Genomic DNA, 14681 nt, shown 5'->3' with positions numbered 1-14681 from the left:
GTAAAAGCTATTTTTAATTATAACAGATATAGAATGAAAGAACTAACTATTTTTAATAACCCAAGCAGTGCACCATTCATTAGAAGTACAATGATCATTAAGTTTATATCCGTGAGACTCAATAAAACTTATAACTTTATCAAAACTCCAAGAAACCAGCCCAGATACTAATAGCTTACCGTTTTTACTAAGCTTAGAATCTATAAATTCCATCATAGATTGAGTTTCCTGACCACCTATATTTATAAACACATAATCGTAAATGTTATCAATTTTAATATCTTCTTCTATAACATCTCCTACTATAATCTCTATATTATTTAAATCATTGAGACTTGCATTAAATTCAATTTCATCTCTTACATCTCTTATATCAATTGAAGTTACCTTTGATGCCCCTTTAATAGAGGCAGCTATAGAGAGTATTCCTGAACCTGTACCAATATCTAAGACCGTTTTATTTGAAAAGTCTTCTTTTAATATATATCTTAGGCAATCCTGAGTAGTTTCATGAAGACCGCTTCCAAAAGCTCCTTTGTGTACAAAATTAATTTTGTTATTATTATCTTCATTCTTACAATCGTTAGGGTGGCCTATTATCCAGCCATTATTTAAATCTATAGCTTCAATTTTAGGTTCAAAATCTATAGGATCAGACTTTTTTACTTTTAACTCATCTATATTCAAGTCTAAGATATCCTTTATTAAAATAACCTGAGAATCAACTAAATCTTTATCGTCAGAATCAACTACTATGACTAAATCTACTAGCTCACCACTTTTTTCTTTGTAGTCATATCCGTATTCATCGGTAACTATAACTATAGGTGAATTATAATATACATTATATATTTCATTGATCTGAAGTTTTTCTATATTATCATCCACTATACTTAGAGGACATTTGATCGATATTTCGTACATGAAAACACTCCTAACATAAGTTATTAGATTCGAAAGCTAAATTATTTCATAATTTATATACACGATTAAATATTACCATGATCAATTTTTATACTACATTTAAATATTATACACTACTCAACTATGTAAAGAAACGTACAAGGAAAAAATTATAGATTTCAATTGTTTATCTAATTACTGGTAATAACGAGAATATCACATAGGGGAGATAGAACCAAAAAATAATATCAAAGAATTAAAAAGCACTAGTACAGATGAGATAATTGGAACTCTATATGGACAATAGTATAGTGATAAGAAACATCTTTGCTATAAAAAGATAAAACTTATTTTAGCATAATAGGATATATGAATTTAATTTTACTATGGATTGATTTATCATAGTTAACATAATATAATTATGATAAATTATATTAAAAAGTAAAAGTTAAGTATGTATTACAAATACTTAACTTTTACTTTTTATATTGTATTCATTATAAAATTAATTAACTCTTACAGCTTTAACAAAATTGTTAGAGAAGTAATAGTCACTTCTACTAGTAATTACGATTTTCTTTTTAGAATAACTAGCATGTATGTACTTATTATCATCTAAAGCAATACCAACATGTCCTACTAGTCCCGGTGTATTTTCGAAAAATACTAGATCACCGGCTTGAATATCTTCTTTATTAACTACAACTACCTTGTCTTTATGAGAAGCAAGCTTGTCCATAATAGCCTGATCCTTAGCAATTCTAGGAATATCAACTCCTACGTTGTTTAATACATACTTAGTAAATCCTGAACAATCAAATCCATTTGGACTGATTCCTCCATTTACATAAGGAACATTTATATACTTAAGAGCTTCTTCTTGAACTTTAAATCCAAGTGGAGTTTCTTCCTCTTGAACAGGTTGTACTATTTCTTGTTGTTCCATAGGTTCATTAGTAGTAGCATATGACGATGTACCACTAATTACAGAGCAAGCCACTATAGATATACAAGCCATCGAAAGCCCTAATACTTTTTTATATGATTTTACTTTATTGTCTTTAGTATTTTTAAAATTAACATTAATCAAATTGTTTACCTCCTAAGGTATTAATATTTGTAAAAAGTTATTGTTTATAATTATAACAGAAGGTTAAAAAAAATTCAATAGAATTGTTACAAAAAAGAAACAAAGATATAATAATTATTACAAAATGATAAAAAGTGATTTCAGAAAAACATCGTATTCACAATAAAGTGGGATAAGGCTATATATGAATATGTAAAAGTATATTATAGTTATTAGACTTTAAAAAACATGTAACTTAAATCATAAAATGATTTGAGATAGCAGCATTATGAATGTAAGTTAACATAATAAAATTACAGGCAATAAAACCTGAAAAAAGGATAGGGAATAGAGGGGAAGAGTTTAATTAAAAAACGACAGTATTCTCTAAAGTGATATAAGAAATAAATGTAAATGAGAAACATTTTTTCGCTTGGGAAAATAAAGGAGTATTGGTACTGAAAATATCAGATCGAGTCTAATTGCATGTTAAATATACATAATTAGATAATGATTTCATTTAGACATTGTAGATACATAATGGAATGTCGATTCAAATCGCTATAAATGTACTGTATTTAAGTTTTAATATGCGAATCATGTATTTATATGTATTAATAAAAACAAGCCATATATAGTTAAAACTAGAGCTTATTTTTTTGAAGAGATTAAACAGAAAATAATTTTGGCTTAAAAAAGAGGAAATTAGGACATAAATATAGAAATCTAATTAAACAAAATGTATATTTTGTTTAATTAGAGCATAAAAATAGAGTAATAGTATAGAAAGGATGATTGTAAATGATAGATATGTATGAACTACCCCTTGTACTTGAAGATTTCTTAAACTATATAGATACTATTAGAGGCAAGTCTGAAAATACTGTAAAAGAATATCACTATGATCTAAGAACATTTTTAAGATTCTTAAAGATTAGATATAGGTTAGTAAAAAGGGATATTCCCTTTCAAGAAATTGATATTACAGATATAGATATAGACATTTTGAAAAAAGTTAATATCCAAGACCTTCATGCCTTTATATCTTTTGTAGATAGAGAGATGGATAACGGAAACCATGCTAAGGCTAGAAAAGTTGCAAGCTTAAAATCTTTTTTTAAATATTTAAATGGTACAGTAAAATTAATAGATGAAAATCCAGCTCAAAATTTAGAATCACCAAAAATAGACTATAGACATCCAATATATCTAAGATTAGATGAAGCAAAGGATTTTTTAGACTCTATAGATGGAGAGTTTAAAGAAAGAGATTATGCTATTATGACTCTATTCTTGAACTGTGGGCTTCGTCTTTCTGAATTAGTTAGCATAGATATAGATAAAATTAGAGGTGACACTTTAACTGTAATAGGTAAAGGTAATAAGGAAAGAACTGTATACTTGAATGATGCTTGCATAAATGCTCTTAATAAATACATTCAAGTTAGACCAAATGAAAACTTAAGAGATGAAAAAGCATTGTTTATTAGCAAAAGAAAAAATAGAATCAGTACACAAACAGTACAGTATGCAGTTAAAAAATATATAGAGAAAATAGGACTTGATAAAAGTAAGTTTTCACCCCATAAGTTAAGACATACTGCTGCTACTTTAATGTATAAGCATGGAAATGTAGATATAAGAGCTTTGCAGCAAATATTAGGACATGAAAATGTATCTACTACACAAATATATACTCACGTAGATGATGAAGTTCTCAGAAAAGCTGTTAAAAAGCAATCCTTTATCAGAAAATTAATTAACCATAAAAACATTATGTAAATATGAAATTAATTAAGAGCACTTTCGTGAAATAATAATAGGATTTTACAGTATTCTTAATTAATTTTTAAAACCTCTCTAACTTACCTGATTTTACAGTTTCTATAGTAAGACCATAGACTTTCTTACAGTGAGTTTTCCCTCTATTGATATTAAAAAGAATTTAGTAGTCCCACCTATTATCTTTCCTTCTGCGTTTATACCTACAGTTCGTATTAGTTTACATGTGAAAATTATGATATCTAGTTCTACTTCCCTATCTCTAATTTCTAATAATATATATAATTCAACCTTAGTGGCTAATTAGGATAAATATTTATAAAACTAGGTATGATACTTTAACTGTTAAGTTAAGCGAATAAAAAACAGAAATTTATTCAAATAAAAAAGAGCCCTAATTAGGACTCTTTTTTATTACCTTAATCTGTTGAATATTACTTAATGTTATTTTTATAAAATTGATATAATCCATCGATATCAGAACTTGACAATAAGTCAATTGCACTTTTAATATCTTCTTCTGGCCATTCCCACCATTTCATTTCTAACAGAAGCTCAATATCAGATTCTTCAAATCTTTTTTTGATAAATCTAGCAGGATTACCACCTACAATTGTATATGATTCAACATCTTTTGTAACGACTGATCTCGAGGCAATAATTGCACCATCACCAACTTTTATTCCTGGCATAATCATAGCTTCAGATCCAATCCATACGTCATTTCCTATAATTGTGTCACCCTTTGGTTTATAGGATTCAAGAAATTTTTCTTTAAAAGGATATACTGTAATCCAATTCGGATTATGGTTATGATTTCCACCCATCATAAATACAACTCCACTAGCAAAACAACAGTATTTTCCTATCTTTATCTTATCTAAAACCCATCCATAGTCTTCTATTGGATTATACATCTTTTGAGATTTTTCATCGCCCCAAATATATCGAACACAGATATCTTCAAACTCTCCACCTGCATAGTAACCAGAATAATAAGAATAATCTCCAACTTCAATAAGCGGATTTTTCACCTTGTCTTTCAGATATTGCATTTCAGTCCAATGCTTAAAAGGATTTTCTAACATAATCAAATACCTCATTCCTAAATAAAATTTTAACACTAAAAATTATTTAAGAATAATATTAAACAGCCACATTTTTAAACTTTTTTAATCTTTTATACATTTAAATCGGCCTCCTATAAAAAATTATATCTTATATTATGTATTTTGGCAACTTCATCATGCTTTTGACTTTTAAGTTTTGACTTATAGATTATTAAGATACTATATAAAAAAATCAAGTAAAGTATTCATTTTAACGAAAGTATACACTGAATAAATTTTAACATAAAGGCGTCTATAAAAATATTATGTAAAGCAACGATGATTAATTAAGAGTACTTAAAAACAATAGTACTCTTAATTAATCATTTAATTTCTAGTTATCTTTGAATCTTAAAAAAACGTACCTGATTTTATAGCCTCTACAGTAAGATCATCCGCTTCTCCATAATGATCTCTTTCTTTTATAGTTGTTAGAAAGAACTCTCCAACTTTATCTAGTATCTTCCCCTCTTCTTCAGAAAGATTGAATTCAGCTATAGTTTGTTCCCTAGAAGCTTTTTGCGCTCCTTCATATATGAATATTGGAAGATCTGTTACATCACCCGGCATCATATCAAGTCTATGGTGACATTCAACTCTAAAATTTAACATGTATTCTAATAAAATATCAGTATTAACCACTATAATAGCTCTCCTCTCTTTAATTTAGTTTAAATCACAATATATATAATTTATCAAATAATTTCAATCTATTCAACTACTTTTATACTAGATAGATTTCGTAGCTATTAAATTCATACTATAATTTCAAAATTTTCTGAAAACTATCATAAATTATGTTATTATATATTCTAAGTACAATTATTTAGAAATGGAGGAATTGCAAATATGAGTTTTAAATATATAAATAAAATACCAAGTCCTGAAGAAATAATAAATGCTATACCTTTAGAAAAATCACTAGTAGATATAAAATCTAAAAGAGATAAGGAAATAAGAGAGGTTTTTGAGGGAAAAAGCAACAAATTTATACTTGTAATAGGCCCTTGCTCCGCTGATTTCGAGGACTCAGTTTGTGAATATGTAAATAAATTATCACTAGTTCAAGATAAGGTAAAAGATAAGATATTAATGATACCAAGGATATATACGAATAAGCCTAGAACCACAGGAGAGGGTTATAAAGGAATGATGCATCAGCCTGATCCTAATGAAAAACCTAATGTAACAGAAGGTATAAAATCTATAAGAAAAATTCATATAAGAGCAATAAAAGAATCTGGTCTTACTTCTGCTGATGAAATGCTTTATCCAGAGAATTATCCTTATGTTGCTGATCTTTTAAGTTATGTAGCAATTGGAGCTAGGTCTGTAGAAAATCAACAACATAGACTAACTGTAAGTGGCATGGATATTCCTGCTGGTATGAAGAATCCAACTAGTGGAGATATAAGTGTAATGTTTAACTCTATAAAAGCGGCACAAATATCTCATAATTTCATATATAATGGATACGAAGTTGAGACGTCTGGAAACCTACTAGCTCATGCTATTCTTCGTGGTGCAGTTAATCAACATGGTGATTGCATACCAAATTATCACTATGAAAATCTAGCACTAGTTGCTGAGGAATATGAGAAAAGAGGTTACATAAATCCTGCAATTATAATTGATACAAATCATTCTAATTCAATGAAAAAATTCGATGAACAAACTAGAATAGCTAGCGAAGTTATTCATAGTAAACTTCACTCTCCAGCGTTAAATAAATTAGTAAAAGGACTTATGATAGAAAGCTATTTAGTTGATGGAAGACAAGACTCTCCGGACGTTTATGGTAAATCTATAACAGACCCTTGTCTAGGATGGGAAAAAACAGAAAAATTAATATATGACATAGCTGAAAAATTATAGTGAAAAATTTATAAATTTCACAACAAAAGAAGACCAATTATTAAATTGATCTTCTTTTGTTGTTTCGGGGATGTAAAGGGGATGTGTATATATAACATATATAACATGTTATATCCTTTATTTATAAAACTATAAATACGAATGAAATTTTCAGAACCTATGTTCGTATTTATATCAATTATAATAAAAGTATAAGCTGATGTCAATGAATTTAAAAAATTAAAATCGAACAAGTGTTTTGAACATTGCTTGAATATATGTTATAATGATATAAATTATAATTGTGAGGTGCTGATACTATGTGTGATGATTTGTCTTTTAAACAAATAGAAATATTAGAATTTATAAAAAAAGAAACTCGGACTAAGGGCTATCCTCCATCAGTGAGAGAAATATGTACAGCTGTAGACTTAAAGTCAACATCTAGTGTTCATGGACATTTAGAGAAAATTGAAAAAAGAGGATACATAAGAAGAGATCCTACTAAACCAAGAGCAATAGAAATTTTAGATAAGAATACAGACCTCACTTTATATGCTAAAAAAGAAGTTGTAGATGTTCCAATTGTAGGATCTGTAACTGCGGGAGAGCCTATTCTGGCTATAGAAAATATAGAAGATACATTTCCTTTGCCTGCTAATTTTCTAAAGGGAGCTAATAATCCTTTTATGCTAAGGGTAAAAGGAGAGAGTATGATAAATGCGGGTATATTTGATGGAGATTTTATTTTAGTTCATCAGCAAAATACAGCTGATAATGGAGATATAGTTATAGCTCTATTAAATCAAGAAGCTACAGTTAAAAGATTTTTTAAAGAAAAAGATTTTGTAAGGTTGCAGCCTGAAAATGACCAAATGGCACCTATATTAACCAAAGAAGTTACTATTTTAGGTAAGGTTATAGGATTGTTTAGAAAATTATAATAAAAAACATAACTATAGATTAGCATCTCGCTAAACTAGGGTTATGTTTTTTATTAGCTTTGTCAAATTTAAATTATGTTTACAAGTCCACTGGTATATAGATTATTTAAACTTTTCATTACACCTAACTTACAATGCTCATAAGTAAGTCCACCCTGATAGTATGCAAAGAAAGGATCTCTAACAGGACCATCAGCACTAAGTTCTATAGATGACCCTTGAACGAATGCTCCTGCTGCCATTATAACTTCATCTTTATACCCAGGCATTTCAGAAGGTATAGGTGCAAAATAAGAGTCTACTGGTGATGCACTTTGAATTCCTTGACAAAATTTAATCATTTTTTCACTAGATTCAAATTCTATACCCTGTATTATATCACTTCTTTTGTCATAGAGATCTGGTACAACTCTAAAGCCTAATCCTTTATATACTGCTGCTGTTAATAAAGAGCCTTTTAAAGATTCTGAAACTACATGAGGGGCTAAAAATAAGCCTTGTAAAACAGTTCTAGTCATTCCAAAGGTAAGACCACATTCTTTTCCAATACCAGGTGCAGTACTTCGATTGGCTACCAATTCAATTAAATCTTTTCTTCCAACAACATATCCTCCTGTTAGTGCAAGGCCTCCACCAGGATTTTTAATCAGGGATCCAGCCATTATATCTGCTCCTATGTTAGAAGGTTCTAGTTTCTCTATAAATTCACCATAGCAATTATCTATAAAAACTATAATATCTTCATTGTATCTTTTTACTGCATCTATAGATTTCTTTATTTGATCTATAGTAAAAGCATTTCTATCACTATAACCGGTTGACCTTTGAATAGCTATCATTTTAGTATCTTCAGATATAGAGTTAATTATAGCGTCTATGTCCATTTCATTGTTTTTAGTTAAAGGAACTTCTTTGTACTTTATACCATAATCAATTAAAGTTCCACTCATGTCACCTTCTATGCCTATGACTTTTTTTAAAGTATCATAAGGGCTCCCTGTTATGTATATAAGCTCATCATTAGGCTTCAATATACCAGAAAGAGTTAATGTAATGGCATGGGTTCCAGATACAATAGTAGGTCTTACTAAGGCATCTTCAGTATCAAATACATAAGAGTATACTTCTTCTACTTTATCTCTACCTATATCGTCATATCCATAGCCTGTAGTCCATCCGAAGTGCGAAGAGTTTAACTTAGCTTTTTGCATAGCAATTATAACTTTATATTGATTGTATTCTTTTACATCATCAATATCTGAAAAAAAATCTTTTTTTATTAGTTGTTCTTTATCATTTATATAATTTATGACTTCTTTTTCTATCTCAAATTGTTTACATAATATATTTATAGTATCCTTATTCAAAATATCCACCTCTGCTACTGTTTTTTCTTCTGTATTGTATCATATAGAAAAATTATATTCAATTGTCTTTATTACATATAGGGCACTTGCTCATATTAAGCATATCTTTTTAAATTTCAAAGGAGCTAATGCTAAACCTTCTTCTATTCCTTGTTTAACACCTATTCTTCTGCCTATAGCATAGCCTAACAATAATGACAGTAATATATATATATTAACTATTTCTAGTTCCATTTAAACTCCTCCATATTATAAAGTTTTCAATAAACTGAAAAACTCCAAATACTAAAAATGAAATTATAGTTTTGTTTGGAGACATAAATAGAGCTATTAAAAATAGTATAATGGTAGCTATAGATACCTCTACTATTCCATATTTTAATGCATAATTTTTATTTTGAGTAATTCTATCTTTATCCATATCAATCAGATCGTCTATCAATTGAATAGATGATATTACTAATATAGAAGATATCATATCATTAAATCCTATAAATAGAATACCTAAAATAGCTACTATGATAGATTCTTGATATCCCTTTAGACTAAATAAAAAGGTCATATTTAAGTTTTCAAACATACCCACAATATAGGCACTAAATATTAAAGATACTGTAATATTTATATTTAGCATACTAGCAACACCCATCATAATAACTACATATGGAAGTATTCCTTTTTCGGGTAAAAGTTTACTTTCATCTACATACCCTTCATTGTCAACTACATTATCAATTATTTTAATAATAATTGATATTATAGATATACAAACTAATAGCTTTAAATTATATATATTTAAAAACAAAATCTTTCACCTCCTTAAATCCTTTTTTATATAAGGCAGAAACAGGTATTATCTTTACCTTAGGGAAAAACTTACTTAAATTATTAAGCCCATCTTCATTTTCATCCAAATCAATTTTATTAGCCAATAATAAATATTTATACTTTGGTATTCCATAGTCAGCTAGTTGTCGATCAATAATATTATTGTTCCAAAGATTATTGCTATCTAAATAATCAGTCACATCAACTATATGTATTATAATATCTGAACTAAATAGCATTTCTAAAGTTTGGATCATGCTGTTTCTTACACTTATATCAGGATGTATTCCATCTGCAAGACCACTAGAATCAACTACTTTGATTTCTTTCTTTCCTTTATATACAGGTAGTTTTATATCTAGAGATTGTAATGCTCGAGTTTTATAATCTTTACTTGATGATAGATATTTTTTAGCAAGCTCCGTAGACATTTGCTTATTAAGTTTTTTTCCGTCTGGATACTCTATGGTAATATATACTTTTTCATAGCCTAAATATTCAGCAAAATTAACGAGAAACAAAGATTTACCTACATTAGTTTTTCCTATTATAATAGCATTTTTCAATATACGTCATCTCCTTGTATATCATCGTCTATAATTAACATTAAATCTTCTCTATTAAGATTCTTTTTATTTTGTAATCTTACAGCCTGCTTTCTAAAAGATCTTTCAATAATATTCCTAACTAATCTTGCGTTTCCATTGGTTCTAGAATCCGGCTTCTGTGCTAATACACGTTTCAGTTTATTTATTGCTTCATCCGTTAATTTGTATTCTTTTTCACATGATATTTTTTTTGCTATTTCTATTAACTCACTTATACTATAATCTTTAAAGTCTAGATTAATAGGAAAACGAGATCTAAGACCAGGATTGCTATCTAAGAATAAATCCATCTCATCACCGTAACCTGCTAGAATAAGTATTAATTCATCTTTATGATCTTCCATAGCCTTAACTAAAGCATCTATAGCTTCTTTTCCAAAATCTTTTTCACCACCCCTAGCTAGTGAATATGCTTCATCTATGAAAAGAATACCTCCTAGCGCTCTTTTAATTTCTTTTTTTACTTTACCGGCTGTATGACCTATATACTCTCCAACCAAATTTGCTCTTTCAATTTCAACCAAGTGTCCATTTTTTAGTAATCCCATCTCTTTAAACATTTTTCCTATTATTCTAGCTACAGTAGTTTTACCAGTGCCAGGATTTCCTCTAAATATCATATGTAAAACAACTGGTTCTGCGATTAATTGCTCATTCTCACGTTTTCGTTGTATTTCTATAAATGCTTGAATTTCCTTAACTAATGATTTTACATTTGTAAGACCTATAAGACTATCAAATTCTAATGTAATTGATTTTAACTTTTCTTTTTCAATATCTATTTTAGATTTCTCCATTGTTTTAACTTTAGATTCATTTTTATCGTAATATTTATTATTTGAAGACATACTCTCTAACACTTCGTTTAAAGAAACTTTACCTGCTCTATATAAGTTTAAAACTTCATTGTCCATAATAATCACCTCTGAAACTACTATAATATATATTAGTTGTCATCCAAAAAAATACTCAAATAAAAAAAGTCTTAACTTTAAATTTAAAGTTAAGACTTTTTAGAATCTTCATAGAGAAATAATTTTGTTTTAAATTATTGGAAATCTACGTTTCTAGCAGGTGACATAGTTAAAATAGCATGCTTATATATAACTTGTTGTTTACCATCAATATCAAGGACTATTGTATAATTATCAAAACCTTGAACTCGACCTTTTAATTGATATCCATTAGATAAATAGATAGTAATAATTATATTTTCTTTTCTTACTTTGTTTAAAAAAGTAGTTTGTAAGTTGACTATATTTTTCAAAGTTATTCCCCCCAATTAATTATCTATATTCTACTTATATTTAAACTCTCCTTTATATAATTGATAATATTATTTAATATTTCATCTTTAGTTTTGAATTCATCTATATTGATCCAATACATATCTTTTTCTCTCCTGAACCACGTTAATTGCCTTTTAGCATATCTCCTAGATTCTCTTTTCAAAGTATCTATAGCTTCTTCTAGTGAATATTCTCCGTTCAAATATTTTATAATTTCTTTATAACCTATTCCTTTCATAGACGTTAACTTTTCGCTATAACCCTTATCTAGGAGAACTTTCACCTCATTTATAAGTCCATCAGATATCATGATGTCAACTCTTTTGTTTATTCGATTGTATAGTTCATCTCTATCCATATTTAGCCCAACCATAACTATTTTAAATTTATTGCTAGGCTGTCTAAAATCCTTATAAAATTCAGACATAGGTTTTCCAGTTTCATGATATATTTCTAACGCTCTTATAATTCTCTTAGTATCGTTTATATGCAGTCTTTGTGCGGACTCAGGGTCTACTTTTTTCAACTCATCAAATATATATTTATTACCATATACACTAGCCTTATTAGTATACTCTTCTCTTAAGCTCCAGTTTGACACAGCATTAGAAAAATCCAAGTCATAAATTAGTGAATTTATATATAATCCAGTACCACCAACTACCATTGGAAGTTTGTTTTTCTGTGAGATTATCTCAATATAATTACAAGCTCTATCTTGAAAATCAGAAACAGAAAATTCTTCATCTGGACATACTTCATCTATTAAGTAATGATCTATGCCTTCTTTTTCCTCATCTTTTATTTTTGCAGTTCCAATATCCATATACTTATATATTTGCATAGAGTCAGCAGATATAATTTCACCATTTAGTCTTTTAGCAAGCTCTATGGATAAGCTAGTTTTTCCAATAGCGGTTGGACCTACCAAAATAAATAATGGTTTTTTATTTTCCATATAATCATCCTTTATTAAGTTCTTTTAAATTTCTTTTCTAATTCGTAATTTGTTATTTCTATAATTATAGGTCTTCCATGAGGACAAGTAAAAGGCTCTTCTGTAAGCTCTAAGTCTTCCATGAGTTTTTCAATTTCTATATCTTCTATATTATCTTTTGCCTTTATGGCACTCGTACAGGCTAATTTCATTATTTTTTCTAATAGTAAGTCATAGTTGCTTTTCACTCCATCTTCTAAATTATCTATTATATCCAATAGCAAGGTTTTAGAATTTGGATTTCCAAATACTAGAGGAACACCTCTAAGAATTATAGCGTTATTACCGAATTCCTCCATATTGAAACCTAATTTTGTAAAAGTACTTAGATTTTCTCTTACTAAATCTATTTCTTTTTGACTTAAGTTTATTACTTCTGGTAACATTAGGCTTTGTATATAAACATCTTGATTTTCTAGCTGATATTTAAATTTTTCGTACATAATTCTTTCATGAGCAGCATGTTGGTCTATTAAATAAAGTGTATTTTTTACTTTATCTTCCCCTAATATATACGTATCAAATAATCTACCTATTATTTTAAGTTTTGGTATTCTTCTATTTTGGGTATTATTTGTTTTTATATGATAGCTTTTATTACAGCTACAATTTTCATAACTATCGCATTGATTTTCATTTATTTTGTCTTCATTGCTTTCTGTCATATTAAAATCTACAATTTTTAAATTTTCATTTATATTTTTTATATCCACCTTCGTATTAGTACTTTGCTCATATAAAGATAAATTGTCTTTAATTATGTTGGAATTTTTTTTAAATGAATTATGTGCATCGATATTTGAAGCTGTTTTTATACTATCATCAATTATGTCTAATATAACTTGTTCTTCTTTCAATGATTTATTCTTATTCTCCGGAATTTTATTTGAAAAAGATACCTTAGGTATAAGATTATTTGAAAGTAGAGTGTCTTTTACACTATTATATAAGAACTTATTTATTATATCTTTATTTGAAAATCTAACCTCTGTTTTAGTAGGATGTACATTTACGTCTAAATTAATAGAATCTATATCTATAAAAATTAAAAATACAGGATATCTATTTGAAGGTATTACAGTTCTATAACTATCTTCTACAGATCTAGATATATTTTCATCTTTAATATATCTTCCATTCACAAAAATATATTGAGAACTCCTATTTCCTCTAGTAAAAGAGGTGTTAGATATTAGTCCATGAATCTTTATTCCATTAGCTTCACTACATAGCTCAAAAGTAGAATCTAAAAAGCTTTTACCTAAAAGACTATAAACTGTTGATTTCATATCTCCATTTCCTGGTGTTTTTACAATCTGTTTATTATCTTTTATATAGTTAAAAGAAATTGCAGGATTGCTTAGAGCGAGCTTATATACAATATCACTTATATATGATGCTTCTGTACCTTCACTCTTCAAAAACTTTTGTCTTACAGGAACGTTATAGAATAGATTTCTGACTATTAGAGTTGTTCCTTTTGGACAACCTACATCTAATTTCTCTCTTACTACTCCACCATTTATTATAGCTTTAACTCCACTTAAATCACTAGATGTTTTAGTTATTACTTCAAGCTGAGATACAGCTGAAATACTCGCGAGTGCTTCACCCCTAAATCCTAAGGTATTAACACTACCTAAGTCCTCAACTTTAGATATTTTACTAGTAGAGTGTCTTAAAAATGCTAACTCAATATCTTTCTTACTTATACCTACACCATTGTCCGTTACTCTAATGTATTTCTTTCCACCGCTTATGATTTCTATTGTTATGGATGTTGATTGAGCATCTATAGAATTCTCTACTAGTTCTTTTACAACAGAAGAAGGTCTCTCTACAACTTCTCCTGCTGCTATTTTATTTATAGTTTTTTCATCCAGAAGTTTTATTAATTTACTCATAGTATCACCGCCAAAGTATACTTAAAT

General features: G+C 28.1%; 15 protein-coding genes. 3 read left to right on the top strand and 12 right to left on the bottom strand.

Annotation, left to right across the window (positions count from 1 at the left end):
- Positions 1 to 42: 42 nt before the first annotated feature.
- Both CURI_RS07660 and CURI_RS07655 read right to left on the bottom strand, forming a co-directional pair.
- The gene (locus tag CURI_RS07660) at positions 43 to 924 is read right to left on the bottom strand and encodes a 50S ribosomal protein L11 methyltransferase (RefSeq protein ID WP_014967676.1); all 882 of its coding nucleotides are present in this window, start codon (positions 922 to 924) and stop codon (positions 43 to 45) included.
- A 484-nt stretch (positions 925 to 1408) separates the two neighbouring features.
- On the bottom strand, positions 1409 to 1993 hold the full coding sequence (locus tag CURI_RS07655) for a C40 family peptidase (RefSeq protein ID WP_014967675.1): 585 nt from the start codon (positions 1991 to 1993) through the stop codon (positions 1409 to 1411).
- Positions 1994 to 2773: 780 nt separating this feature from the next.
- Between CURI_RS07655 and CURI_RS07650 the strand changes: the two genes are divergently transcribed.
- Positions 2774 to 3754 (top strand): tyrosine recombinase XerC, encoded by a 981-nt coding sequence (locus tag CURI_RS07650; RefSeq protein WP_014967674.1) that lies wholly within the window; start codon positions 2774 to 2776, stop codon positions 3752 to 3754.
- Positions 3755 to 4188: 434 nt separating this feature from the next.
- On the opposite strand, the gene CURI_RS07645 is transcribed toward CURI_RS07650, so the two are convergent.
- Positions 4189 to 4842, bottom strand: a complete 654-nt coding sequence (locus CURI_RS07645) for a CatB-related O-acetyltransferase (RefSeq protein WP_014967673.1) — start codon at positions 4840 to 4842, stop codon at positions 4189 to 4191.
- Between the two features lie 372 nt (positions 4843 to 5214).
- Positions 5215 to 5505: a hypothetical protein gene (locus CURI_RS07640; protein WP_014967672.1), complete on the bottom strand. Its 291-nt coding sequence runs from the start codon at positions 5503 to 5505 to the stop codon at positions 5215 to 5217.
- Positions 5506 to 5712: 207 nt separating this feature from the next.
- Here CURI_RS07640 and CURI_RS07635 point away from each other — a divergent pair, with 207 nt between their 5' ends.
- Positions 5713 to 6738 (top strand): 3-deoxy-7-phosphoheptulonate synthase, encoded by a 1026-nt coding sequence (locus CURI_RS07635; RefSeq protein WP_014967671.1) that lies wholly within the window; start codon positions 5713 to 5715, stop codon positions 6736 to 6738.
- A gap of 299 nt (positions 6739 to 7037) precedes the next feature.
- Positions 7038 to 7661: a transcriptional repressor LexA gene (lexA, locus tag CURI_RS07630; protein WP_014967670.1), complete on the top strand. Its 624-nt coding sequence runs from the start codon at positions 7038 to 7040 to the stop codon at positions 7659 to 7661.
- 68 nt (positions 7662 to 7729) lie between these two features.
- Here lexA and CURI_RS07625 read toward each other — a convergent pair whose 3' ends face one another.
- The 8 genes from CURI_RS07625 to mutL form a co-directional block, all read right to left on the bottom strand.
- Positions 7730 to 9028: a methionine gamma-lyase family protein gene (locus CURI_RS07625; protein ID WP_014967669.1), complete on the bottom strand. Its 1299-nt coding sequence runs from the start codon at positions 9026 to 9028 to the stop codon at positions 7730 to 7732.
- Positions 9029 to 9118: 90 nt separating this feature from the next.
- Positions 9119 to 9262: a hypothetical protein gene (locus tag CURI_RS15850; RefSeq protein ID WP_187287390.1), complete on the bottom strand. Its 144-nt coding sequence runs from the start codon at positions 9260 to 9262 to the stop codon at positions 9119 to 9121.
- Positions 9243 to 9833 carry a hypothetical protein gene (locus tag CURI_RS07620; RefSeq protein WP_014967668.1) on the bottom strand — a complete coding sequence of 197 codons (591 nt, stop codon included), beginning with the start codon at positions 9831 to 9833 and terminating at the stop codon, positions 9243 to 9245. The genes CURI_RS15850 and CURI_RS07620 overlap by 20 nt, the downstream gene beginning before the upstream one ends.
- Positions 9814 to 10422: a GTPase domain-containing protein gene (locus tag CURI_RS07615; RefSeq protein ID WP_014967667.1), complete on the bottom strand. Its 609-nt coding sequence runs from the start codon at positions 10420 to 10422 to the stop codon at positions 9814 to 9816. Before CURI_RS07615 ends, CURI_RS07620 begins: the two co-directional genes overlap by 20 nt.
- The gene (locus tag CURI_RS07610; RefSeq protein WP_014967666.1) at positions 10419 to 11378 is read right to left on the bottom strand and encodes an AAA family ATPase; all 960 of its coding nucleotides are present in this window, start codon (positions 11376 to 11378) and stop codon (positions 10419 to 10421) included. The genes CURI_RS07615 and CURI_RS07610 overlap by 4 nt, the downstream gene beginning before the upstream one ends.
- A 134-nt stretch (positions 11379 to 11512) precedes the next feature.
- Entirely contained in the window at positions 11513 to 11731 is a 219-nt protein-coding gene (gene hfq, locus CURI_RS07605; protein WP_041701662.1) for an RNA chaperone Hfq, read from the bottom strand.
- Between the two features lie 23 nt (positions 11732 to 11754).
- A complete protein-coding gene (gene miaA / locus CURI_RS07600) occupies positions 11755 to 12711 on the bottom strand; it encodes a tRNA (adenosine(37)-N6)-dimethylallyltransferase MiaA (RefSeq protein WP_014967664.1) in 957 nt (318 codons plus the stop codon).
- A 14-nt stretch (positions 12712 to 12725) separates the two neighbouring features.
- Positions 12726 to 14654 carry a DNA mismatch repair endonuclease MutL gene (gene mutL, locus CURI_RS07595; RefSeq protein ID WP_014967663.1) on the bottom strand — a complete coding sequence of 643 codons (1929 nt, stop codon included), beginning with the start codon at positions 14652 to 14654 and terminating at the stop codon, positions 12726 to 12728.
- Positions 14655 to 14681: the final 27 nt, after the last annotated feature.

This window comes from Gottschalkia acidurici 9a (assembly GCF_000299355.1).
GTDB classification, from domain to species: Bacteria; Bacillota; Clostridia; order Tissierellales; family Gottschalkiaceae; genus Gottschalkia; species Gottschalkia acidurici.
This window is presented reverse-complemented; position numbering and strand designations above follow the sequence as displayed.